The organism is Capnocytophaga sputigena, from assembly GCF_002302495.1.
Taxonomy (GTDB): Bacteria; Bacteroidota; Bacteroidia; order Flavobacteriales; family Flavobacteriaceae; genus Capnocytophaga; species Capnocytophaga sputigena.
The window spans coordinates 1,843,375-1,867,985 of the sequence record NZ_CP022379.1; the positions used below are offsets into that span (position 1 = coordinate 1,843,375).

Sequence of the window (24,611 nt, forward strand, 5' to 3'; positions counted from 1 at the left end):
ATATTTTTATGAAAAAACACATCTTTACACTAGGAGCTGCTGTGCTTTTGCTCGCCTCCTGCCAAAACAATCCTTCACAAACAGCTAACACTGTAGTAAGTGAAACCACCACTATGATGGAAGACGCTGCTAAAAAAGTAGAGGAAGTGGTAACTCCTCAATTGTTGGCTACTTATGTAGGAACGCTTCCTGCTGCCGATTGCGGCGGAATGGCTACTGTTATTCACCTTTATGCCGATGACACCTATGTAAAACAAGAAAATTGCGCAAGCAAAAACTTCGAATCTAAAGAAGAAGGTAAAGTAGAACGCACTGATAAAGGTTTTACACTCGTTTCTAAAGCTGATAATCACAAATCTTTCTATATTACCAAAGGCGATAATATCGTACAAGTAGGTGAAGATGGTAAAGAACCTCAAATGGTGAAAGAATACACACTCACTAAACAAATGTAAAACAAAACCACACTAAAAAAGGCTGTGCAATAAAATTGCATAGCCTTTTTTGTATATTTTTTTAAATAATCAGCCAAAATCTTTGTGGTTTCCTTTTTTTAGCTTACCTTTACCCCCTAATTAAAAAGTTCTTACTTAACCCTACTAATGGATTTAGTACGCCTCTTTATAAAAAGAATATCATATAATCACTCTCAAAACGATGCTTTTGTGCTGATAATGCACGAATTAGAGTCCGATTTGAAGTTGCCTATAGTTATTGGTACCTTCGAGGCGCAGGCTATTGCCTTAGAGTTAGAAAAGAACATTATCCCCCCACGCCCCCTCACGCACGACCTCTTCAAAAACTTAGCTGATACTTTCAGTATTCAAGTGAGAAGAGTAGTGATTTACAAATTAGAGGAGGGTATTTTTTATTCTAATATGCTCTGTGTGCAAAACGGCAAAGAACGCACTATCGATGCTCGTACCAGCGATGCTATTGCTATCGCATTACGTTTCAACGCACCTATTTACACCTATAAGGAAATTGTAGAACGCGCTGGCATCTACATCCCTTTGCCTAACGAAGATAGCAAAAAACAACCTGTGAGTCCCTCCTTAGATAATGTTACCGATGATGCTACTCGCAATCGTTACTCCAAATATTCGCTTAGCGAACTTAAGAAAATGCTCGGTGAATGTGTGGAAAATGAGGATTACGAAATGGCTGCTCAAGTGAGAGACGAAATTTCAAAACGTGATAATACCTTTTAAAAACAATAATAGATGGAAGAAACAATTATGAAAGTAATCCCCAGCGAAGGATTTACAATGGAAAGCTTTGGACGTGGGGTGTTAGGAATGGTAGTGATTCTCCTCATAGCATTTCTCTTTAGCAGCAACCGCCGTGCTATCAATTGGCGCACTGTAGGTATTGGTTTAAGTATACAACTACTGCTCGCTATAGGTATCCTCAAAGTAGGCTTCATTCAAAAAGCTTTTGATTTCGCTGGTAGTGTGTTCGTGTTGATATTAGATTTCACCAAAGCTGGTAGCCAGTTTCTATTGGGTAACCTGCTTGATACCAGTACTTTTGGGTATATATTCGTATTCCAAGTACTACCTACTATTATTTTCTTTTCAGCGCTCACCTCTCTCTTGTTCTACTTAGGAGTTATCCAAATAGTAGTTCGCGGAATGGCGTGGGCACTCTCTAAACTTCTCAATATTTCAGGAGCCGAAAGCCTTTCGGTTACAGGTAATATCTTCCTCGGTCAAACCGAAGCCCCTTTGATGATTAAGGCTTACCTCTCTAAAATGACCCGCTCCGAAATCCTCCTCGTGATGATAGGTGGTATGGCTACTGTAGCCGGTGGGGTAATGGCGGCTTATATACAATATCTCGGCGGTGATGACCCCGAAATGCGCTTGCTCTTCGCTCGTCACTTGTTAGCCGCCTCAGTAATGGCTGCTCCTGGAGCTATTGTAGTTTCCAAAATCCTCTGTCCACAAACCGAACAATTCTCTAACGATTCTCACGTATCAATGGAAAATGTAGGTTCTAATGTACTCGATGCTATCGCCAATGGTACTACCGAAGGACTCAAACTTGCTGCCAACGTAGCTGCTATGCTCCTCGTATTCGTTGCGATGATTGCGATGATCAACTATATTCTCCACTGGATGGGCTATATGGGCGACCTCAATGGCTTTATCGCTGCCAATACGCCTTATAAAGAAGGGCTTTCGCTTGAGATGATTCTCGGTACAATTTTCTCCCCTGTGATGTGGCTCATCGGGATTGCCAAAGAAGATGTGATGCTAATGGGGCAATTGCTCGGGGTAAAACTCGCTTCTTCAGAGTTCGTAGCCTACACTCAATTAGGTATCCTCAAAGATATGGCGAGTCAGCCACACTTGATGTACAACAAATCAATAATGATAGCTACCTATATGCTTTGTGGTTTTGCCAATTTTGCCTCTATAGGTATCCAGATAGGCGGTATAGGCGCTTTAGCTCCTAACCAACGCAAAACTCTTTCAGAATTCGGACTCAAAGCAGTACTAGGCGGTTCGTTAGCCTCCCTAATGTCAGCCACCATCGCCGGAATGATTATAGGATAATTAGAAAAATAGTCAATGTGTCAATTAGTCAATAAGCTAATTGGCACATTTGTTTTTTACAATTTCAATTCTCCAAAAACCCTATCCCCTGAAACCTACCCCCTGACACCTGAAACCTAAAAAAAATGAACACTTGGAACATCATCATCGAGGGCTTTAATAAAGCCGATATTACCAAACACGAAAGTATTTTTAGCCTCGGCAATGGGGCTATGGGAATGCGTGCTAATTTTGAAGAAGATTACACAGGCGATACCCTGCAAGGCAGTTATATCGGTGGGGTCTATTACCCCGATAAAACCCGAGTAGGTTGGTGGAAAAACGGCTATCCCGAGTACTTTGCCAAAGTGCTAAACGCTCCCTGTTGGATAGGCTTACACATCAAAATCAACGGGGAATTATTAGATTTGAACACCTGCCTCGAAGTGAAAAACTTCCGCCGCCAACTCAATATGAAAGAAGGTTGGTATGAGCGTTCATTCACTGCTATACTCCCCAATCAGCAAGAAATACAAGTGAAAGTCTTGCGTTTCCTCTCCTTGCGCTACGATGAACTCGGTGCTCTGCGCTACGAAATCACCCCCCTCACCACCGAGGTTACTATAGAAATAGAAAGTTACTTAGACAGTGGTATCAAAAACAGTGATGCCAATTGGGATGAACGTTTTTGGAATACTTTGGAAATTTCTTCAGAAGATAACTTTGCAACGATACTTGCCAAAACTAAAAAAACAGGGTTTAAAGTGCATACTTTTATGCAAAATCAACTTTTTATAGATAATAAAGCACTAAATATTTCTCCTAAAGAAAATAAAAAAGAGAATTATATAGGGTTGCAATATGAAGTAAAAGTGAAGCAAAACCAAACTTTCTGCATTGAAAAATACGGAGGCTATAGTAGAAGTAATGATTGCTCAACTTTGTCAAAGTCTATTGCTCTTTTTGATAGTCTTTTAGAAAATCAACGAGAAGACTGGGCTACTATTTGGGAAACCTCGGATATTGTGATTGAAGGTGATGAAAAAGCCCAACAAAGCATCCGTTTTAATATCTTCCAACTCAACCAAACCTATTCTGGCAAATACGCTCACCTCAATATAGGTCCTAAGGGTTTTACGGGCGAAAAGTATGGCGGTAGCACCTATTGGGACACCGAAGCCTATTGTCTGCCTTTCTATATGGCTACCAAAGGTGCTGAAGTAGCTCGCAACCTACTGATGTACCGCTACAACCAGTTGGATAAAGCGATTGAAAACGCCCAAAAACTCGGTTTTACAGGTGGCGCAGCGCTCTATCCTATGGTAACAATGAATGGCGAAGAATGCCATAACGAGTGGGAAATCACCTTTGAAGAAATCCACCGCAATGGGGCAATTGCTTTTGCAATCTACAACTATACCCGCTATACTGGCGATGAGTCCTATATCAAAGACTATGGAATAGAAGTGCTTATTGCCATAGCGCGTTTTTGGGCTCAAAGGGTCTCTTTTTCGGCAGAAAAACAAAAATATGTAATCTTAGGCGTTACAGGCCCTAATGAGTACGAAAATAATATAAACAACAATTTTTATACAAATTACCTCGCCTCTTGGTGTTTGCGTTATGCTGCCGAGCAGGTAACAACATTCCAAAAAGAAGATATTACAAAAGAAGAAACACAACAATGGCTACACATAGCCCAAAATATCTATTTCCCTTATAGCGAAAAGTATGGAGTATATTTGCAACAAGACGGCTTCCTCGATAAAGACCTCAAACCTGTGAGTGCTATTCCTGCTGGGGAGCGCCCGCTCAACCAACATTGGTCGTGGGATAGAATCCTCCGTTCACCTTATATCAAGCAAGCCGACACGCTGCAAGGTTTCTATTTCTTTGAAGACCATTTTACCAAAAAAGAACTCCAAAAACACTACGAGTTTTATGAACCTTTCACAGTACACGAGTCCTCTTTATCACCTTGTGTACACAGTGTATTAGCTTCTGCCTTAGGCAAGATTGATGAGGCTTACACCCTCTACCTCCGCACCGCCCGCCTCGATTTAGACGACTACAATAAAGAAGTTCACGAAGGCTTACACATCACCTCAATGGCAGGTACTTGGCTCAGCATTGTAGAAGGATTTGCCGGTATGCGTGTAAAGAATGGCGAATTACACTTTACTCCCCGCCTGCCCAAACATTGGAAAAGTCTTTCCTTTAAAGTGATTTTTCAAGGAGAAACCAAAGAGATAAAACTGTAATCATTTTATGTATGGGCGTTTTGCAAACGCCCATACAAATTGTACTCACATACCCAACTATGCTCACTCGCTGGCTTTACCTTGAATATCAATAATCCGCAGTTGTTGTACTTCTTCTTTCAGGTGCGCTACATCGGCTTCTAACGAGGCTATTTTTTGGTAGTTGGTAACAGGGTCGAGAAACTCAAACGAAAGATGCATCTTGCATTCCCAAATCTCTTTGATATCCTCTGCCGCTACCGATAGATGTGGAAAATCCCGATTGTCGGATCTACAATAAAGAGTCCCGTATTTTTCAAGGGTATTAGTAACGCGTTTTACGATAATCCCATCGTTTTGAGTTACTACCACGCACACCCTATTGCTGCTCAGTGCGAGCCAATCATCTACAAAGCGCCCCACCACATAGCTGCTATCTTGCAGGGTAGGGTACATCGAGAGTCCTTTTACCTGAAACATCCTATAAGTGCCGTTAGTCATATTTGGCAAACTGTAAGTAGGTAGTGATTCAATAAAGGTAATATCGTCGTAACCAGTGAGGTAACCCGCTTGTGCGCGTATAGGCACTAACGGAATCCGCTCGTTGTCTTTATCATCTACCACCACCACTTTGGGCATCAGTAGTTTGTTGGTTTTAGTTGTTGGTAGTGTGGGTTTTAGCATCTCACCTTTGCCCGTAATCAGCCATTCCAAACTCAGCTGAGGATATTTCTCTACAATCACATTCAGCTTGTCAATCCCTATATTTTTGGAAATACTATTCACATAGCCGTTAGAGACCTCTATCGTCTTTTCAAAAGCCGAAATAGAGAGTCCCTCGTGGTCTATAAATTTTTTGATACGTTCTTTTACATTCATAATCAGTGAGAAAGATAAACAACTTTAAAGAAATTCTCTAAAATCACGGCAAAGATAGGAGGAAATTAGCAAATTAGCAAATTTGGAAATTAGCAAATTATTTGTACCTTTGCGGTTCAAAACATAAAGACAACACCAATGAACACTATTGTATTAAAAAATCAGTTAGACTTTCAGCAATATCAATTGGCAGTAAAAGCCTTAGCTAATATGGGTATTGAAGTAGCTGAACCTGAAGACCCTTTTGACATTACAGAAGAAGATATCCGTGCCATTGAACGCTCTCGTGAAGATATAAAACACGGAAGAGTGTATAGTAATGAAGAGGTTTTTAAAGAAGTAAGAGCATATTATGAAAGTTTTTTGGACAGAAGAAGCTAAAATTGAATTGAAACAAACTCTAATGTATTGGACAATTCACAATATGTCTGATTCTTATTCTAAAAAAATTGATGTAGAAACTACCAAATTAATAGAGGAAATAACTGTGTCTCCTTATTTTTTAGCTAATTATGTAGAAGCTGTAGAGGCGTATAAGAGAGTCTTTTTCAAAAGTAGGTTTGTCTTGTATTATCAAGTAGATGAAGAAAATAAGACTATTTATATAATTCATTTCCGCAGTAGCTCTCAAAAACCTTTGTAAAATAAGGAAGCTAACCTATATTACAAAAACTTTTCTCCCTCAAAAACAACCAATATATCCTAAAAATATATATCTTTGCACTCTCTTTAAATACTATAACAACTTTTCACTTTTCTCTATTCCCTTTTCACTGAAAAATGAAACCTTTTTATTCTAAAATACTCCTCTTTGGTGAGTATGGCATTATCAAAAACTCTAAAGGACTTGCTATCCCTTATAACTTCTATAAAGGGACTCTAAAAATGCTATCCGATGTGCAGGATGGTAAAGAAGCTACTGCCAAAAAATCAAACGAGGCACTTCGCGAATTTGCTTCTTACCTGCAAACGCTTACCGAAGAAGAAAATCCTATCGTCCGCTTTAATATAGAAAAACTCAACGCCGATATCGCTGCCGGTATGTACTTTGATAGCAGTATTCCGCAAGGCTATGGAGTAGGGAGTAGCGGGGCTTTGGTAGCTGCCATTTACAGCGAATACGCTATCGATCCTATCAGTGCGATGGACAATCTTTCTCGTGAAAAACTACTGCAACTCAAAGCAATTTTCGGACGTATGGAATCCTTCTTCCACGGCACTTCCTCTGGCTTAGATCCCCTCAATAGTTATCTCAGCTTGCCCATACTCATCAATTCACACGACCATATCGAGCCTACTGGCATTCCCTCCCAAACTCCTAATGGCAAAGGCGCTGTTTTTTTGCTCGATAGTGGTGTGATAGGCGAAACTGCCCCTATGGTGCGTATCTTTATGGAGAATATGAAGAATGAAGCCTTCCAAAAAATGCTCAAAGAGGAATTTATCAAATATACCGATGCTTGTATAGACGATTTTCTCAAAGGGCGCTTCAAATCGCTTTTTGCCAATATCAAAAGCCTATCGGGTATTGTGCTCAATCACTTCAAACCGATGATACCTAAAGAGTTTCACACCCTTTGGAAACAGGGCATCGATACGGGTGATTATTTCCTAAAACTCTGCGGATCGGGAGGCGGAGGTTATATCTTAGGATTTACTGAAGACTTAGAGAAAGCCAAACGCGCTCTCGGCAACCATAAATTAGAAGTAGTATATCAATTTTAATAATGAGTGATACAATCAAACACGAGTGCGGGATTGCTCTAATCCGCCTGCTCAAACCTCTTGATTTTTACAAAGAAAAATACGGTACAGCCTTCTATGGCATCAATAAAATGTACCTGATGCTCGAAAAACAACACAACCGCGGACAAGATGGAGCAGGACTTGCGAGTATCAAACTCGATATGCAACCTGGTGAACGCTACATCAGTAGGATACGCTCCAACGAGGCGCAACCCGTGCAAGACATCTTCACTCGCATCAACCAGCGCATCAACGAGGGGTTCAAAGCTAATCCTTCTTTGAAAGACGATGTAACCCTCCAAAAACGAGAACTCCCTTACATAGGCGAAGTGATTATGGGACACGTGCGCTATGGCACTTTTGGCAAAAATAGCATTGAGAATGTGCACCCTTTCTTGCGTGAAAACAATTGGATGTACCGCAATCTCATTATGGCGGGCAACTTCAATATGACCAATGTAAACGAGCTCTTCCAAAACCTCGTACGCCTCGGGCAACACCCTAAAGACAAGACCGATACTGTCATTGTAATGGAAGGTATAGGTCATTTTTTAGATGATGAAGTAGAAGAACTCTATCGCAAACTCAAAGAAGAAGGTTATACCAAACAAGAAGCCTCTCCTTTCATCGCCGAACGACTAAACATAGAGCGCATCCTCAAACGCGCTGCCAAATATTGGGATGGTGGTTATGCAATGGAAGGAATGATAGGCAACGGAGATGCTTTTGTGCTACGCGACCCTGCAGGTATACGTCCTGCTTTCTACTATCAAGATGAAGAAGTGGTGGTAGTAGCCTCCGAACGCCCTGCTATACAAACCGTTTTCAATGTAAAATACGAGAATATACGCGAACTCCCCCCTGGTAATGCGATTATCATTAAAAAAAGCGGAGAGACAGCTATCAAGGAAATTCTCACCCCCAAGGTACGCAAAGCCTGTTCGTTTGAACGTATCTACTTTTCTCGTGGCAGCGATCGCGATATCTACCGCGAACGCAAAAAGTTAGGCAAATTGCTCTTCCCTCGTGTCGCTCAAGCTATAGATCACAATCTAAAAGATACAGTTTTTGCCTATATCCCTAACACTGCCGAAACCTCTTACTTAGGACTTATAGAAGAAGCAGAACAGTACCTCAATGAGCAGAAAGCCAAACAGTTGGCAGTAGCCGAAAAATCCGAAATTCCCACAATTCTCTCTCAAAAAGTACGCACCGAAAAGGTGGCTATCAAAGATGTGAAACTGCGCACTTTCATCACCGAAGACAGCAGTCGCGACGACCTCGTGGCACACGTATACGATATTACCTATGGCTCAGTACAAAAAGGCGATAATTTGGTGATTATAGACGATAGTATCGTGCGCGGAACAACCCTCAAGAAGAGTATTCTTAGTATATTAGGGCGTTTAGAGCCTAAGAAGATAATAATAGTTTCTTCAGCTCCTCAAATCCGCTATCCCGATTGTTATGGTATTGATATGGCGCGTTTAGAAGATTTGGTAGCCTTTCAAGCGGCTTTAGCTTTGCATAAAGAACGCGGTACGTATCACATCATAAAAGAAGTATATGAAAAGTGTCTCACCCAAGTAGTACTAAGTGATGACAAGGTAGTGAATTATGTAAAAGAAGTGTATGATCCTTTCACCGATGAAGAAATTTCGGATAAAATAAGAGATTTGCTTTTGCCAAAGGATTTCACCTTAGAAGTGGAAGTGATATTCCAAACAGTAGACAGTTTGCATAAAGCCTGCCCCGAAAACCTCGGAGATTGGTATTTCACCGGTGATTATCCCACCGATGGCGGTAATCGCGTTGTAAATCGCGCCTTTATCAATTTCTATGAAGGCAATAAAGAACGCGCTTATTAACTTTATGAAAGATGTTATAATAAAAAAGTCAGCTTTTAAGCTGACTTTTTTATTTATTGTATCATTTCCCAGAGTTTGTCTTTGAGTTGCTGGATGCCTTTGCCTGCTACCGATGAGATGAACAAAAAAGGTGTATCGCCTAATCCTGCGGCTACTTCTTGACGAATGGCTTCGGTGAGTTCGTCATCGAGCATATCTGCTTTTGAAATGGCTATGAGGCGGTCTTTATCTAATAGTTCAGGGTTGTATTCTTTGAGTTCGTTGAGCAGGATGTGGTATTCGGCTATGATATCCTTACTATCAGCAGGGATGAGGAATAGCAATACCGAGTTGCGCTCTATATGTCGCAAGAAGTAATGCCCTAAACCTTTGCCCTCGGCAGCGCCCTCTATAATCCCAGGGATATCGGCTACTACAAACGATTGATAATCGCGGTTTTGCACAATACCCAAGTTGGGTTTTAACGTTGTGAATGGATAATCACCTATTTTGGGCTTAGCAGAAGTTATTACTGATAACAGTGTAGATTTGCCTGCATTAGGGAAGCCTACAAAGCCTACATCGGCTAATACTTTTAACTCTAAAAGCAACTCGCGTTCTTCACCAGGGAGACCTGGTTGGGCATAGCGTGGGGTTTGATTGGTAGCTGTGCGGAAATGCCAGTTGCCTAATCCCCCTTTGCCACCGCGGAGTGCGATGATTTCTTGCCCGTCTTCAGTAATTTCAAAGAGCACCTCTTCGGTTTCAGCATCTTTAACAATGGTTCCTAAGGGGACTTCTAAAGTGATATCTTTACCGTCGGCACCAAAACTGCGATTGGCACCTCCTGCTTCACCGTGTTCGGCGCGGAAGTGCTGTTGGAACTTGAAGTGTATAAGTGTCCAGAGGTGTTTGTTGCCACGCAAGATAATGTGTCCTCCACGACCGCCATCGCCCCCATCAGGACCTCCTTTGGGTACAAATTTTTCGCGGTGTAGGTGCATAGAACCTGCGCCTCCTTTGCCAGAGGCGGCGTATATCTTTACGTAGTCGGTGAAATTGCCTTCGGTCATTGGGGATTATTCAGCTTTAATTTTGTCGATAGTTTCAGAGAGGCGAGTAGTAATTTCTTCGATAGTACCAATACCATTGATAGGGTGGTATTTGCCTTGTGCTTGATAGAAAGCGATAAGAGGGGCAGTTTTTTCGTTGTATTCGCTGAAACGTTTTCGGATTTTTTCTTCATCTTGATCATCAGCGCGACCGCTCACTTTACCTCTTTCTATTATACGAGGAATAAGAGCTTCTTCATCAGCTTCTAGTCCAAGGGTACCGTGAATGCGCATACCTTTACTTTCTAAGAAAGCATCAAGAACTTCAGCTTGTGCTAAGGTACGTGGAAAACCATCAAAGAGGAATCCTTCAGCTTCAGGGTGACTCTCTACTTCTTTTTCAAGAATTTTAATAGTTATTTCATCTGGAGCTAACATACCTCTTTTAGAGTATGATTCTGCAATTTTTCCTAATTCTGTACCTTTTTCTTTCTCTGCTCTGAGTAGATCGCCGGTAGAGATGTGTACTAAGTTGTATTTGTCTTTCAAAAATGCGGCTTGGGTGCCTTTGCCAGCCCCTGGTTTGCCGAAAAGTACTAAATTTGTCATCGTTAATGAAGTGTTTAATTGATATACTTGGGGTAGGTTGCGCGCTATCTCATCGAAATCTAAGCCGTAGCCCACGATAAAGCGATTAGGGATAGGTTTGCCTACATAGTCTATTTTGAGGTCTTTTTTGTAGGCATCGGGTTTGAAGAATAGGGTAGCGATGCGGAAAGATTTTACCTTTTGGTTTTCAAATAGTCGGTAAATTTCTTCTAAGGTATTACCAGTGTCAATAATATCTTCCAAGATTACCACATCGCGTCCTTCCACTGGGGTAGAAAGTCCGATGAGTTGGTGTATTTTTCCGGTGGACTGGGTGCCTTGATAGGATGCCATTTTCACGAATGATATTTCACATTCGCCTTTGTAGTGCCTTAGGAAGTCGGCAGCAAACATAAAAGAGCCGTTGAGCACTGCAATAAATATAGGTCGGGACTCTTGTAGGTCTTGGTAAACCTCACTTGCCATTCGTTCGGCAATTTGGTTGAGTTCTTCGGCGGATACGTAAGGCTCAAAGGTCTTATCGTTTATTTTAATCAGTTCCATATGTAGCTGTTAGTGTTTAGTTGTTAGGATGTTAGGGGGTGGGAGTTAGTATGCTAATTTTTTGTTGTCTTTTATATCTTGTTGAAAGAAAGTGCAAAGGTAATCATTTTTAATAAATGCACAATAATTGTGCCTATAATATATCTTGAAGAGTATAAAATAAATTGGCGCGGGTTAAAAACTCGCGCCAAATGATATTTTGAAAACTGTGTGACTGAAAATGCTATAATGCTGTTGCAAAAGCTAAAAGCCCAAAGATAATCCCAGGAGCATTGGCAATGGCAACAGGATAATCGCGTTTGGGTTTCTTCAGTAAACCATAAGCTACCCAAAGTGAGCAGTTAATCGCTGCCACCAAAGGCTGTATAGGGTTGCCTTTGTGTCCAGCAAGATTGTCACTAATCTGTGGAATATATGATACATACATTCCTATGGCAGTAGCGGTAGCTACCCAACCTAAAATAGTAAAAAGTTTTCCGTTTTCCATTTTATTATTTAATTTGTATGATTTTTAAAATACAAAAATAATGATTTTCATTAAATAACTAACTACCATTCTAATAATTCTGTGTGAGTGAAGGGTTTTTGTCCATTACATCTTTAGGAAAAGGAACGATATACATAGGGGAGTTAGGAGGTAGGGTATAAGTGCGTTGGGGTACAGTGGTATTCACCAAAGGGAAAGTGCGTTGCAAGGTTTTAGCATAAGCAGGCTCGGTGTTCAATCGTTTTAAATCAAAAAAGCGATTAAAGCCCATAGCTAGCTCTCGGCGGCGCTCATCGATGATGAGTTTTACCGTTTCCTCGGTGGTAGCAGGGGTTGCAAGGGCTGCACCACTGCCTTTCACACGCTTGCTGCGGAGGGTATTTACGGTTTGCATTGCCCCGTTGAGGTCGCCCAAACGCGCTTGGCATTCAGCCATAGTAAGATACATTTCGCCTGTTTTCATCCCTACAGTAGGGTAGAAGAATTTAGTGGCGGGCATATCCCAGTTGGCTGCACCTGAACCTACATCAGCATAGCGGTGGTTTTTCTTGAAGAAGAGCTTGAAACGCATATCGTTTGTCGCATCAAAAAGATTGCAAAACTCAGGACTCACGGGGTAGATGTACCAAATGTTCATCTCGGTATATCCGTTCATATAGGCTAAGTTGAGCACTTCGGGGTTTTTGTCTATCGTAATATTGGTTGGGTTAGCCTCATAAGCTACCATATCTATCAGTTGTTTGTTGTATGACAGACTCTTTTGGGCGGCTGCCAATGCTTGCTGGTATTCTCTTCGGAAGAGATGTACTCTGGCTTTCAGTGCATAACCGAAAGCTAAAGAGGGGTGATATATATTCACGGGCTGTGCTTGCAAAAGGGGCAAGGCTGCCTCGATGTCTTCCTGAATAAAGTCGTACACTTCTTTTACGGTAGCTTTAGTAGGATGGGCTTCTAAATCAAATTCACGCATTAGGCACACCCCGCCATCGGTAGCTGCTGTAGCTGGGTTATAGCCTTTGGCATAGACGTTTACCAGCATAAAGTAGTCAAAAGCTCTTAGCAAGCGGGCTTCAGCTTTGGCACGTGCTTTTAGTGAGGTATCGCCTTTGGAATAATCAATGGTAGAGATAATCATATTCCACCTGTTGATATAACTATATACATTGTTATAAAAGGCTGATGACTCGATGTAATCGGCACGTGGGGCACTTTCCTCATAATAGAAGTTGATGCTGTTTAGATCGGGACTTTTCCCAACGATGCTACTCTCTTTCACCCAATTGTCGTCTACCAAAGTACGGAAGTTAAAAGGAGGGTAGTTTTTAGTGGGAAATACTACCAAATCGTAGTATTCCTCAGCAGTGTTGATAATCTTTTCACCTTTAGGGGTAAGGTCGGTATATTTTTCGCAAGCACTGAAAAACAATGCGCTGAATATTATTGTGATTATGATTCTTTTCATTGTAAAATTATTAAGATATAAAAAACTGCCTGCCGTGCTACGGCTGCTACGACTAAAAGCTAAATGAGATGCCAAAGAGGGCAGTGGTTGCTATGGGCAAAGAGCGTGTGCCAGTGTTGAGATTATAAGCTTCGGGGTCTATGTCATTGCCAGCAGCACTCCAAGTGAGCAGGTTGTTGAGCTGAGCGGTAACTTTGGCATTTTGCAAGCCCAATTTCTCGCAAATATCTTTAGGGATATAACAAGCAAAAGCTATGTTGCGCCATTTGAGGTAATCGGCATTTACCACGTGGTTATCGCCGAGTTGCCAAAGCGTATTCACCGTGTTGGCGGTGCGTCTCAAAGCGGCTGGATAGTCAAACGACATACGCGGCATATCAGTAGGGTTAGTTGCTGTCCAACGCTGGTTGATATCGCGGTGGGTTTCGTTTTCTTGGTTGATGGAATAGGTATCTTTGCGAAGTTTATGTCCGCCAGCGTAAACAAACATAGTAGAGACTTCAAAAACTTTGTAGCGCAGTTGCAAGTTGAGCGCCCCATTGAAAGTGGGATTCATCGTTCCTAATCGTACAAGGGCATCTTCATTTTTAATATCTTTGATAGTAGGTACGCCATTGGCATCGAAAGTAGTGTTAGGATTGCCATTTTCATCTAAATAAACAGGGTAGCCATTGGTAGTTTCCTTGTATCGGTAAGCGTATAGCGAGTTGAAATCATCACCTTCGCGGTAGTATAGCAAAGGATTGCGAGCATATTCTACAGCATTGGTAGGCTTGCTGCTCACTTTTTCAATCGTATTTTTGTTGTAGGCAAAGGTAGTTCCTATGCTAAGTTGCAAATCGTCAGCTAATTTGCGTGTAGCGTTCAAACTCACTTCTATACCTTTGTTTAGCAAAGCTCCGTTGTTGATCAGGCGTCGTTGAGCCCCTACGGTAGGGTCGAGTTCGGTAAGAACCAATAAGTCAGAACTATAACGACGGTAGAGGTCAATACTTCCTGAGAGCCAATGCCACATACCAAAGTCAATACCTATATTAGCAGTTTCAGTCTTTTCCCAACGCAATTTAGGGTTAGGCAAATCGGTATCGTTGAAATGCAAATACTGTAGAGAAGGGTAAGCACCACGCACATCAGTAAGTAAGCGCCCGCGCAAGAAAGGGGTAGTGGTTTGATCTACATTCCCGCTGATACCATAGGTAACACGCAATTTTAGCAAGTTAATATCATTGATGTTGAAGAAATCTTCGCGATGCAAATTCCAGCTACCACCTACCGACCAAAGCGGACGGTATTTGTACTTAGGGTCTGCCCCAAACATATCAGCTTGATCTACACGCAAACTCCCTGTGAGGTTGTATTTTTGGCGGTACGAATAGCCTAATGTGCTGTAAAAAGAAATAAAGCGGTGTTTGGTTTCACTTTGCTGATTGCGATTTAGCGATAGTGATTGCCTGCCATAGAGATAAGAAGTTACCCCAGGGTTGTAGAGGTCTTTCCAATTGAGGGTAGGGAAGGAGAGGGTTTGCTCATCATAGCCGTAATGAGCTTCAGCAATATTGCGCGGAGTGTAGTGTTGGCGCATCTCAAAACCTACTAAAGCGCTTACATTGTGCGCTTGGGCAAAAGTGCGATTGAAATCTAACTGCTGACGGAAGGTATAATGCTGTGTTTGTTTCTTGTGTTGCTCGTAATAACCACCTTCAGGTAGTTCTGAAGAGAATTTTTGAGTAGTAGCGTCTTGTTTTACCAATTGGTTATGGCGTAAACGCATATAGTAAGTGTCTTTGCCTAAGAAAGTTTCGCTGTCGTAAGTGTTCAGTTCGTACTGAAAATAACTTTGGTATTGTAACCCTTTGAGTATAGATACTTGCAGATTTACAAACGGACGCAAGTTGAGAGTGTGTTGTTTTTGGTGTTCTTGCGCGATTGATTCTAATAAATTGAAGCTATACGGACGAAAAGCATCGTTACCGGCAATTTGTTCTAAAATATGACCGTTGATAGGGGCTACTAAATTAAACCCTGCATACGGATTGGTACCTAATACTGAGGTGTAACGAGCTTGCCCTAGCGGATTGGTATAAGCACTGCGCATTGGTTCGGCTACAGCATCAATAGCAGTATACCTGCCGTTTACCCCTATAGTACTTTTGAGCCAAGAGGTGAGCTGATAAGTATTTTTTAAATAGAGGTTGAGAGCGCGAGTTTTTTCGGTAATGATGCGCTCATCGGTGTCTTCATATTGCAACGAAGCGTAGTTCTGACTGCGGTTATTGCCACTTTCTACGCTTATATTATAGCGTTTGCTGATGATAGGTTGCCACACATAACGTTTGAAGTCGCGGACGTAATCGCGGTTGCGCCAAGTGTTGAGAGTGCTATTCACCTCCTGAGCGCTGATTTTTCCTTTGGCTTGGTCGCGGTAGAGCTGGAAGAGGGGCGAGTAGTATCGCACGGTTTGTCTGCCCCCAATTTCTCCATACGAAGCAAAAAGATTGTCTACATTGCCATTGCTATCCGCTAATTTGCTTTGGTAGAAAGCTGTTTCAAGGTCGATGAGGTCGGAGGTAGAAGCGTAGTGCATACGGTCTACATTGGGCTTGAAAGTGTAGAAAAGGTCGGTATTTACATTGATGCGTAAACCGTTATGCAATCCTTTTTTGGTAACGATTACAATCACCCCATTGGCAGCCCGCACCCCGTAGATAGCGGTAGCAGCAGCATCTTTTAGTACAGTTACTGATTCTATGTCTTGTGGGTTGATGTTCTCTAACGGAATGTCAGTAGGGATATTGTCTATTACAACGAGAGGGGTATACCCTACATTGCCCGAGAAAGTGCCTACACCGCGCAAGATAGGAACTTCTTTACCCGTAGAAGGGTCTTTTGTGAAACGCAAACCTGCAACTTGCCCTTCTATCACATCTTTGAGAGTAGCATTGATTTGCCGATTGATTTGTGAAGGCTTAATTTCGGTATAAGCCGAAGTAGTTTGCTCTTTGTGAAGATTTTGGTAGCCAGTAGCTACTACATCAACCGATGACAGTTGTATGATACTGTCCTTAGGAGTGACAGGCGCCTGCCCCATTGCCATACCACAAGGCAAGAGCGCGCACGCGATTAGATATTTTTTCATAAATATTAGTTATTAGTGGGGTAGTAGTATAAAAAATGAGATTGTTTTTTTAATGGCGGCAAAAGTACTAAATAGAATTGAAGTGTGCAAGCTATTTTGAAATAAACTAAATAAAAAACTTTGTCGAAATCTCAACACTAGTTGTGTTATAGATTTCGACAAAGTTTATGGGTAAAATTGATATGAAAGTTTAAGTAACCTCTTCTCAATTTTACATTGCAGCTTGTTAATTAATAATTGTTAATTTTTAATTAAGGTAAAGTCGCTCCTACAGCAATATCGCAACGGTGTCCTGGTTGTCCGTGTGGTGGATTAGGTTTGCCCGAAAAACCAGGCTCGGTAGTGCCCGTGTGTTGTTGTGCTTGTTGAGGGTCGATTACAATTTGCTGTTGGGTTACTTGTGGTTGAGCGGCAGCTGGCTGGGCAGCAGGTTTGCTATTGAGGGGTGCTCCTACAGGTATATCACAGCGGTGTCCTGGCTGTCCGTGAGGAGGATTGAGTTTTTCGCCCTTAGGTCCTACATAACTCTGTTGGGCTTGAGGTTGTTGCACTTGCACCACTTGTTGAGGCATACCGCCTGAAACTACGGGCATCGCGTCTCCTTGCGATACAGGGTGAGCTTGAGATTGTGCTTGAGCAACTACATTGCCGTCGTTGGGCAGTGGAGCGCCTACTGCAATGTCACAACGGTGTCCTGGCTGTCCGTGAGGAGGATTAAGGGTTACTCCTGTAGGGGTAGAAGGTAGAGTAGCCTGCGTAGTGTTGTTGTTCATCTGCTCAAAAGGATTGTCTTCTTTTGATTTATTGCGTTGTGCTTCAGCTAATTCAGTATTAGCAAGAGCATCTTCGGCGACGGGTATTTCTTGAGGAGTATTTTGGCAAGCAGTAAGAGCGAGCCCTAAGATAGACATTGTTATAAAGCGTGTATTCATTTTATGGATAAGTTTTTAGATTGCAAAAGTAAGAATAATTTGTTAATTATCAATTGTTAATTGTCAATTATTTTATATCTTTGCCGTCTGTAACAATACTTTGCAAAGTTATGAACTTCAAAGAATTTTTTAAAAAATCAGGAAAACAAATCGCTTGGCAACTGCTTTTTGCAGCAGTAGCAGTGGTGTTATTGGTGTGGATATCACTCAAATTTTTGCAACTCTATACGGCTCACGGTAAGTTTGTGGTAGTCCCCGATCTTACTAATAAAAGCCTTACCGAAGTGCAAATCCTTCTGGAAGAACAAGATTTGCGCTGTGAGGTAATCGATTCTACCGAGTACAATCCTTCATTTCCACCGTTATCAGTTATCAGTCAGAGTCCTGAGCCTAATGAGCGAGTGAAGTACAATCGCAAAATATATCTCACGCTCAATCCTAAGGGTTACCACAAAGTAACTGTTCCCAAGGTGATACAAGTAACACGCCGGAATGCTGAAGCTACTCTGCAATCGGTGGGGCTTACTATTGGGCAAGTAACTTATGTGGATAATATCGGTAAGGATATGGTACTTGAGATGCAATACAATGGCAAGCCAGTGCAACCAGGTGATAAGTTAGTGAAAACTTCACGTATAGACTTGATTTGTGGTAATGGCTTTGAAACGCGTGATACAATTCCCAACGAGATACCGATAGAGGAACTGATGGGCGATTAGCGTTTTACTTAAGTTTCTATCCTCAATTACAACAAATTAATCCAAAACAATCTCTAAAAATTCTATGACTTTGTACGAAGAAGATTTAGTAGACGATTTAGAACCAGATGACGAGGGAGCTCCCGAACTCTACGAACATTATTCATTTACAGCAGGCAAGGGACAAGAACCTTTGCGTGTGGATAAGTTTTTGATGAATTTTGTAGAAAATGCAACTCGCAACAAGGTACAACAAGCAGCTAAACAGGGGAATATTTTTGTAAATGGTGAACCGGTGAAAGCTAATCACCGTGTGAAGGCTAACGATGTGGTGAAGGTACTCCTCTCTCACCCTCCACACGAGGATTTGTTAGTGCCCGAGAATATCCCTTTAAATATTGTATATGAAGATGATGCGTTGCTCGTAGTGAATAAACCTGCGGGTATGGTAGTACACCCAGGGCACGGCAACTATAGCGGAACGCTCATCAATGCATTAGTGTATCATTTTGAGCATTTACCTAACAACAGCAGCAATCGCCCTGGATTGGTGCATCGCATTGATAAAGATACTAGCGGACTATTGGTAATTGCCAAAACTGAAGAGGCTATGTTACATCTCACCCAACAGTTTTTTTATAAAACTACCCAGCGTGAGTACATTGCCCTAGTGTGGGGTAATATAGAAGAAGATGAGGGAACTGTGCGAGGGCATATAGGGCGACACTTGAAAGATCGTTTGCAAATGGATGTTTTCCCCGATGGTTCTCACGGCAAAGAGGCAGTAACACATTACAAAGTCTTAGAGCGTTTTGGTTATGTAACCCTTGTGTCCTGCCGATTAGAAACAGGGCGCACTCACCAAATCAGGGTACATTTAAAACACATAGGACATACCCTTTTCAACGACGAGCGTTATGGCGGCGACAAAATACTGAAAGGTACTACCTTTGCTAAATATAAACAATTTGTAGAGAATTGTTTTTCCGTATTACCTCGGCAAGCCCTACACGCTAAAACATTAGGTTTTGAGCATCCTGTAACCCACGAATTTATGAGTTTTGATAGCGAACTCCCCGATGATATGCAGGCATGTATCGAAAAATGGCGTTCCTATAAACTAATTTCTAATCCCTAACCCCCTAATATGGCTTGGATATATCTTGTGTTAGCAGGACTTTTTGAAGTTCTTTTTGTGTTTAGTATGGGTAAAGCACGTGAGACTATTGGCAGACAGAGTTTCTTGTGGTATACACTTTTTGCTATTGCATTTTCACTGAGTATGTGGCTGATGATGAAAGCCACCAAAACTCTCCCTTTAGGTACAGCTTATGCTGTATGGACAGGTATAGGAGCAGTAGGCTCCGTAGTGGTAGGAATGCTTTTTTTCAAAGAACCCATAACTCTCTGGCGTGTAGTGTTTCTGGTGACCCTTATCAGCTCCATTATCGGACTGAAACTAACAAATTAGCTATTATTAATTGTTAATTGTTAATTGAAATTATGATATTACACTCTCAAATTATAGGAGAAGGAACTCCCTTCGTGATTTTACACGGATTCTTAGGAATGTCCGATAATTGGCGTTCCTTAGCGCTTAAATATGCCGAAGCAGGTTTTCAACTGCATTTGTTAGACCAACGCAATCACGGTCGCAGCTTCCACAGCGATGATTTTAGCTATCCGCTAATGGTACAAGATTTATTGCAATATGCCGAAGCGCATCAGTTGGAGGCGTTTCATTTAATGGGACACTCTATGGGAGGCAAAACAGCAATGCTTTTTGCTACTGAATATCCCGAAAAAGTACTCTCACTCATCGTTGCCGATATGGCACCTAAATATTTTCCACCTCATCACGAACAAATATTACGAGGATTAGCATCTCTTGATTTTAATAAAATAACCTCGCGTGTAGAGGCTGATAAAGCACTTGCTGCCTATGTGAGTGATATAGGCACCCGTCAGTTCTTGCTCAAAAATCTCTATTGGGAAACCCCTGGGCATTTAGGCTTACGCCTGAACCTTTCAGCGCTTATTGCCAATGAGAGTGAGATAGGAGCTGAATTGCCGGATAGCAATGTGTACAATGGTAAAACACTCTTTCTCAAAGGTGAGTATTCTGAATATGTAATGCCTGAAGATGAGCAACTTATTTATACTCATTTTCCTCACGCTATTATAGAGACTGTGAGTAAGGCAGGACATTGGCTTCACGCCCAAAATCCTACTGAATTTTACGATAAAACGATACAATTTTTATGCAATTCCTAAAATATTTTGTATATCTAATAATTTCGGCAACGCTTATATTCCTATTGTGTATTTTGAATGTAGGCGCTACCATCGAGGGGTATTCCACAGCCATACTTGCAGCCTTTGTGCTTTCCTGCTTGAACGCCTATGTGCGTCCGCTGTTAGACTATTTGTTGATGCCTATCGCCGAACTTACTTTTGGGCTTACAATGTTTTTAAACAGTGCTATAATGGTATTTTTCACCTCACTGATTGTAGGAGGCTTCAAAGTTTATGGTTTTTATGGAGCTTTGATGTTTAGTACTTGTTTATTACTCGCGCAAAACATTACAATCACCCCTTTTGAACAAGCAATCGCAAATAAGAAGTAAATACAAAATTTATTTGCTCATCAATATTTATCATAATAGATAGAGTGAAAAATAAAAAGGATAGCTTTCAGTGGAGAGCTATCCTTTTTTTGTTATGAGTTATTATTCACTTTAAAACATCGCTGAAAACAACTTAGGATTGATGTTCAAGCTACACCAAAACCAGTCTTGGTAACCACGTTGGTTAGGGGTGTTTTTAAGGGCTTTAGTGCCATCGTTAGCAAAGTAAGTAGAGTAACCTAATTGTAGTCCGATAAAAGGTTGTACTTTTAGGTTATACACCAAATCGATTTCACTGCCATAGCTGCTGTGTTTTTTGTCAGTTTCAAACTTAGCAGCAGGTGCAAAATAGTGGAAAGTAGCGCTGAGGTTGCTCTTCTCACCAGTGCGTACATTAGCAGTAAGGTAAGGATTAAGCAAACCTGCAGAAGGAGTAAAACCTACATAGTAATAATCCATAAAGCCGTAGAACTTGTGGTTGGTACCACTGAATGGATCAAAAGTTTTATCTGTTGTGTTAGAGGTAGGAGTAGCTGTGCCACTAAGGTAGTCTACTCCAGCTGCTAAACTGAAAATAGGAGAGAACTTGTAGCCTGCATTCACTGCAAACATATAAGCGCTCTTGTCTTGTCCTTTCGCATTTTTACCAGTTTGCAAATAAGCAGAAGCGCCATAACTCAAGTCGTCACTTTTGCCAGTGTAGTGTGCTCCAAATGTTTGCATATTATAGTTTGTACCATTATTAACGCGGTAACCTAAGTTAGCAAACAAGAGAGATAATTTTTGGTCTTCGCTAAATTTGTGGTGAGAGTGAACTGCTTCAAGGTGTTGGTAATCTTGTCCTCCTTGGAAATGTACTCCATTAGGGGTGTTTACATTCATTGTTCCTGAAGCAATTCCTTGGTTGTAAGCAAAGAAGCTGCGTAGTGTCCATTGGTCACAAGCGTTCCAATTCAAGCTCACAGCATCGTGACTACGACCTGCAGGGTGCCAATCAAGAGAACCAAAAATACGGTCATCGTCCAGCACAATCACTTGTCTACCTACTTTTGCACTGAGGGTATTAACGAGAGGAAATTCGGCGTAAGCCTCGAAAACCGACATACCACCAGTTCTATCAAATGATTGTATTTGAGGTGCTTGTCCCCATACATTCACATTTTGTAGTGATATATATAGGTGTAGGCGGTCGGTGTGCTTGTAGTCAAAATTCAAGCGAACGCGATTGTTAGTGAGGATAGCAGGTGCTTCTCCTTCTTGAATTGGCTTGTAAGCTCCATTGCGATACTCAAAACGCGGACGCAATTGTGCCGATAATGTAAACTCATTAGGGGGTGGGGGAGGTGCCATTTCTTCCATCGGTGGAGGTGGTGGTAACTCTTCTTGAGCAGTTGCCAAAGTGGGGTACAAAACGAAAGTTGTGCCCAAAGCAAAAATTGATAATAAATGTTTTTTCATAGGTATAAATTTCTTTGAATTTTTTACATTTAAAAAGGTTAATATATTGAAAATTAGACAGGAATAAATTAACCTTATTTAGACTTACAATAAAGTAACGTAATCCTATCGTTTTCATTTGCAAATGTATAGAAAGTATTTTACATTTGCAACGAAAAACAACGAAAAAACATTTTTTTATATAATGGCGACAACGAATAACAACACCCAATCTACTAAAAAAGGACGATGGTTTCGATTCTTGATTCCATCATTAGTAGGGATACTGATAGGGCTTGGAGGATACATATTCTATATATCCAAAGCGCACTCCTATCTGTCCGACGACCCTAAGGCGTGTGTGAACTGCCATATTATGGAGCCTGAGTACGCTACGTGGATGCACTCCTCTCACGGTCGCAATACCGTGTGTAACGATTGCCACGTGCCTCACGACAACGTTTTTCGCAAATACTATTTCAAAGCGAACGACGGTCTGCGCCACGCCACGATGTTCACTTTCCGCTTGGAACCTCAAGTGATTAAAATGCACTCCCCAGGGCAAAAGGTAGTACAAGAAAACTGTATCCGCTGCCATAGTACTTTGGTAAGTGAAGTACAAGCAGGAAAGGTAACTGCCGAAATGGCTCACGCCGATAACGGGCGACTCTGCTGGGACTGCCACCGCGAAGTGCCTCACAGCCGTGTACGCGGACTCAATTCAGCTCCTCATTCACCCGTACCTATTATTAGTAATATGCCAAACAACACCCCTGAATGGCTTGATAATATGGTCAAAAATAAAGAAAAATCAACAAATTAAAAAAACGAAATATAATTTATACAGCGATGAAAAAGAAACATTGGTTAATTGCAGGTTTATTAGCAGTAGTTACCTTTTTGTTAGGACTATTGGCTAATTCAATAATGAATAGATCTTCAGAAGCTCAGTTTATCGCAAGAGGCGGTAATAACCTCCCCGATCAGGAATGCAAAAACGAGCTCTTTGAACCGTTCTATCCTCGTGAATACGCTTCGTGGGCAGCAACTGCCGACACTACATTCCGCTCTAGGTATATGAGCAGTCAAGATGATGATTTGCTCGCTTTGCGCCCCGAAATGGTAATCCTTTGGGCTGGTTATGCTTTCTCTAAGGAATATAACGCTCCTCGCGGACACATGCACGCTATTGAGGATGTTACTAAAATCCTTCGTACTGGCGCGCCTACTGATTCTACCCACTCTCCTCAACCAGGTACTTGTTGGACTTGTAAAAGCCCTGATGTGCCTCGCCTTATGAAAGAAGTAGGTGCTGAAACTTACTATAGTGCTCCTTGGGATCAATGGGGTAGCCAAATCGTAAACCCTATCGGTTGTGCTACTTGCCACGATACCAAAACTATGAAATTACAAGTAAAACAATTGGCTTTACAAGAAGCTTTCAAACGTCAAGGTCGTGACATCAATAAAGCTACTCACCAAGAAATGCGCTCTCTCGTTTGTGCGCAATGCCACGTAGAGTACTACTTCAAAGGTGATAAAAAATATCTTACTTTCCCTTGGGATGAAGGAATGACTGTTGAAAAAATGGAAGAATATTACGATAAAGAAGGTTGGACTGACTATGTTCACTCTCTTAGCCGTACTCCTATCCTCAAAGCACAACACCCTGATTATGAACTTTCTCAACTCGGTATCCACGGACAACGTGGCGTTTCTTGTGCCGATTGCCACATGCCTTACAAAACTGATGGTGCTGTAAAATTCTCTGATCACCAAATCAGCAGTCCATTGCGCAATGTGTCAGCAAGCTGCCAAACTTGTCACCGCCAAAGTGAAGAAGAATTGGTGAAAAACGTATACGATCGCCAAGATGCTGTATATGGTATGCGTATGAAACTCGAAAAACAATTAGCAAAAGTACACTTCAAAGCTAAATTCTTGTGGGATAACGGTGCTACTGAAGAACAAATGAAACCTACTTTGGCACTTATCCGCAAATCACAATGGCGTTGGGATATGGTACACTCTTCACACGGTGCCGCTTTCCACGCTCCTATCGAATCTGAACGCCTCCTTAGCGATGGTCTTATCTATGCTTATCAAGCTGAAAATAATTTAGATGTGCTTAAAGAAAAACTAAACATCAAAACAGCTTTCGTAATGCCTGATATCAGTACTAAAGCTAAAGCTCAAAAAGAAATTGGTCTAGATATCCCTAAAGAAGAAGCTGCTAAGAAAAAATTCTTAGAAACTATCGTTCCTAAATGGATTAAAGAAGCCAAAGAAAAAGGACGCTTAGTAACCCAAAAATAATAACAAATTACCAATAATAAATAACGATGTAGGGGCGAATGGCAATTCGCCCCTATTTCT

23 protein-coding genes are annotated in these 24,611 nt (G+C 41.5%); 15 read left to right on the top strand and 8 right to left on the bottom strand.

Annotated elements, in window-relative coordinates:
* The first annotated feature begins 8 nt into the window (after positions 1 to 8).
* From CGC57_RS08115 to CGC57_RS08130, 4 genes are all read left to right on the top strand, one after another.
* Positions 9 to 455, top strand: a complete 447-nt coding sequence (locus CGC57_RS08115; protein WP_095898736.1) for a copper resistance protein NlpE — start codon at positions 9 to 11, stop codon at positions 453 to 455.
* Positions 456 to 602: 147 nt separating this feature from the next.
* Entirely contained in the window at positions 603 to 1,211 is a 609-nt protein-coding gene (locus CGC57_RS08120; protein WP_095898737.1) for a bifunctional nuclease family protein, read from the top strand.
* A gap of 12 nt (positions 1,212 to 1,223) precedes the next feature.
* Positions 1,224 to 2,561 (top strand): NupC/NupG family nucleoside CNT transporter, encoded by a 1,338-nt coding sequence (locus tag CGC57_RS08125; protein WP_095898738.1) that lies wholly within the window; start codon positions 1,224 to 1,226, stop codon positions 2,559 to 2,561.
* 125 nt (positions 2,562 to 2,686) lie between these two features.
* Positions 2,687 to 4,801 carry a family 65 glycosyl hydrolase domain-containing protein gene (locus tag CGC57_RS08130; protein ID WP_095898739.1) on the top strand — a complete coding sequence of 705 codons (2,115 nt, stop codon included), beginning with the start codon at positions 2,687 to 2,689 and terminating at the stop codon, positions 4,799 to 4,801.
* A gap of 63 nt (positions 4,802 to 4,864) precedes the next feature.
* Here the strand turns inward: CGC57_RS08130 and CGC57_RS08135 are convergent, their stop codons facing one another.
* Positions 4,865 to 5,659 carry a S24 family peptidase gene (locus tag CGC57_RS08135; RefSeq protein ID WP_095898740.1) on the bottom strand — a complete coding sequence of 265 codons (795 nt, stop codon included), beginning with the start codon at positions 5,657 to 5,659 and terminating at the stop codon, positions 4,865 to 4,867.
* A 138-nt stretch (positions 5,660 to 5,797) separates the two neighbouring features.
* Here CGC57_RS08135 and CGC57_RS08140 point away from each other — a divergent pair, with 138 nt between their 5' ends.
* The 4 genes from CGC57_RS08140 to CGC57_RS08155 all read left to right on the top strand — a co-directional run bounded on the left by CGC57_RS08140 (position 5,798) and on the right by CGC57_RS08155 (position 9,273).
* Positions 5,798 to 6,040: a toxin-antitoxin system, antitoxin component gene (locus CGC57_RS08140; protein WP_095898741.1), complete on the top strand. Its 243-nt coding sequence runs from the start codon at positions 5,798 to 5,800 to the stop codon at positions 6,038 to 6,040.
* Complete coding sequence (locus tag CGC57_RS08145; RefSeq protein WP_095898742.1) at positions 6,012 to 6,302, top strand: type II toxin-antitoxin system RelE/ParE family toxin; 291 nt, start codon at positions 6,012 to 6,014, stop codon at positions 6,300 to 6,302. The genes CGC57_RS08140 and CGC57_RS08145 overlap by 29 nt, the downstream gene beginning before the upstream one ends.
* Positions 6,303 to 6,439: 137 nt before the next feature.
* Entirely contained in the window at positions 6,440 to 7,384 is a 945-nt protein-coding gene (locus CGC57_RS08150; protein WP_095898743.1) for a mevalonate kinase family protein, read from the top strand.
* A gap of 2 nt (positions 7,385 to 7,386) precedes the next feature.
* On the top strand, positions 7,387 to 9,273 hold the full coding sequence (locus tag CGC57_RS08155) for an amidophosphoribosyltransferase (RefSeq protein ID WP_095898744.1): 1,887 nt from the start codon (positions 7,387 to 7,389) through the stop codon (positions 9,271 to 9,273).
* Positions 9,274 to 9,326: 53 nt separating this feature from the next.
* Here the strand turns inward: CGC57_RS08155 and obgE are convergent, their stop codons facing one another.
* The 6 genes from obgE to CGC57_RS08185 form a co-directional block, all read right to left on the bottom strand.
* On the bottom strand, positions 9,327 to 10,325 hold the full coding sequence (gene obgE / locus CGC57_RS08160) for a GTPase ObgE (RefSeq protein ID WP_095898745.1): 999 nt from the start codon (positions 10,323 to 10,325) through the stop codon (positions 9,327 to 9,329).
* Between the two features lie 6 nt (positions 10,326 to 10,331).
* The gene (locus tag CGC57_RS08165) at positions 10,332 to 11,456 is read right to left on the bottom strand and encodes an adenylate kinase (RefSeq protein ID WP_095898746.1); all 1,125 of its coding nucleotides are present in this window, start codon (positions 11,454 to 11,456) and stop codon (positions 10,332 to 10,334) included.
* Positions 11,457 to 11,679: 223 nt separating this feature from the next.
* Positions 11,680 to 11,943 (bottom strand): SemiSWEET family transporter, encoded by a 264-nt coding sequence (locus tag CGC57_RS08170; RefSeq protein ID WP_002677774.1) that lies wholly within the window; start codon positions 11,941 to 11,943, stop codon positions 11,680 to 11,682.
* 70 nt (positions 11,944 to 12,013) lie between these two features.
* Positions 12,014 to 13,405: a RagB/SusD family nutrient uptake outer membrane protein gene (locus CGC57_RS08175; protein ID WP_095899486.1), complete on the bottom strand. Its 1,392-nt coding sequence runs from the start codon at positions 13,403 to 13,405 to the stop codon at positions 12,014 to 12,016.
* Positions 13,406 to 13,457: 52 nt separating this feature from the next.
* The gene (locus CGC57_RS08180; protein ID WP_306303982.1) at positions 13,458 to 16,499 is read right to left on the bottom strand and encodes a SusC/RagA family TonB-linked outer membrane protein; all 3,042 of its coding nucleotides are present in this window, start codon (positions 16,497 to 16,499) and stop codon (positions 13,458 to 13,460) included.
* A 293-nt stretch (positions 16,500 to 16,792) separates the two neighbouring features.
* Positions 16,793 to 17,473, bottom strand: coding sequence for a hypothetical protein (locus tag CGC57_RS08185; protein WP_095898748.1), 681 nt, complete (start codon positions 17,471 to 17,473; stop codon positions 16,793 to 16,795).
* A 110-nt stretch (positions 17,474 to 17,583) separates the two neighbouring features.
* Between CGC57_RS08185 and CGC57_RS08190 the strand changes: the two genes are divergently transcribed.
* The 5 genes from CGC57_RS08190 (at position 17,584) to CGC57_RS08210 (ending at position 20,798) form a co-directional block, all read left to right on the top strand.
* Positions 17,584 to 18,192 carry a PASTA domain-containing protein gene (locus tag CGC57_RS08190; protein WP_095898749.1) on the top strand — a complete coding sequence of 203 codons (609 nt, stop codon included), beginning with the start codon at positions 17,584 to 17,586 and terminating at the stop codon, positions 18,190 to 18,192.
* 64 nt (positions 18,193 to 18,256) lie between these two features.
* On the top strand, positions 18,257 to 19,309 hold the full coding sequence (locus CGC57_RS08195) for an RluA family pseudouridine synthase (protein WP_095898750.1): 1,053 nt from the start codon (positions 18,257 to 18,259) through the stop codon (positions 19,307 to 19,309).
* 9 nt (positions 19,310 to 19,318) lie between these two features.
* A complete protein-coding gene (locus tag CGC57_RS08200) occupies positions 19,319 to 19,642 on the top strand; it encodes a DMT family transporter (RefSeq protein ID WP_095898751.1) in 324 nt (107 codons plus the stop codon).
* A gap of 35 nt (positions 19,643 to 19,677) precedes the next feature.
* Positions 19,678 to 20,445, top strand: coding sequence for an alpha/beta fold hydrolase (locus tag CGC57_RS08205; protein WP_198537264.1), 768 nt, complete (start codon positions 19,678 to 19,680; stop codon positions 20,443 to 20,445).
* A complete protein-coding gene (locus CGC57_RS08210; protein ID WP_095898753.1) occupies positions 20,433 to 20,798 on the top strand; it encodes a phage holin family protein in 366 nt (121 codons plus the stop codon). Before CGC57_RS08205 ends, CGC57_RS08210 begins: the two co-directional genes overlap by 13 nt.
* A gap of 111 nt (positions 20,799 to 20,909) precedes the next feature.
* Here the strand turns inward: CGC57_RS08210 and CGC57_RS08215 are convergent, their stop codons facing one another.
* Positions 20,910 to 22,256: an alginate export family protein gene (locus tag CGC57_RS08215; protein ID WP_095898754.1), complete on the bottom strand. Its 1,347-nt coding sequence runs from the start codon at positions 22,254 to 22,256 to the stop codon at positions 20,910 to 20,912.
* A gap of 184 nt (positions 22,257 to 22,440) precedes the next feature.
* Between CGC57_RS08215 and nrfH the strand changes: the two genes are divergently transcribed.
* Both nrfH and nrfA read left to right on the top strand, forming a co-directional pair.
* On the top strand, positions 22,441 to 23,058 hold the full coding sequence (gene nrfH, locus CGC57_RS08220; protein WP_095898755.1) for a cytochrome c nitrite reductase small subunit: 618 nt from the start codon (positions 22,441 to 22,443) through the stop codon (positions 23,056 to 23,058).
* Between the two features lie 26 nt (positions 23,059 to 23,084).
* The gene (gene nrfA / locus CGC57_RS08225) at positions 23,085 to 24,551 is read left to right on the top strand and encodes an ammonia-forming cytochrome c nitrite reductase (protein ID WP_095898756.1); all 1,467 of its coding nucleotides are present in this window, start codon (positions 23,085 to 23,087) and stop codon (positions 24,549 to 24,551) included.
* Positions 24,552 to 24,611: the final 60 nt, after the last annotated feature.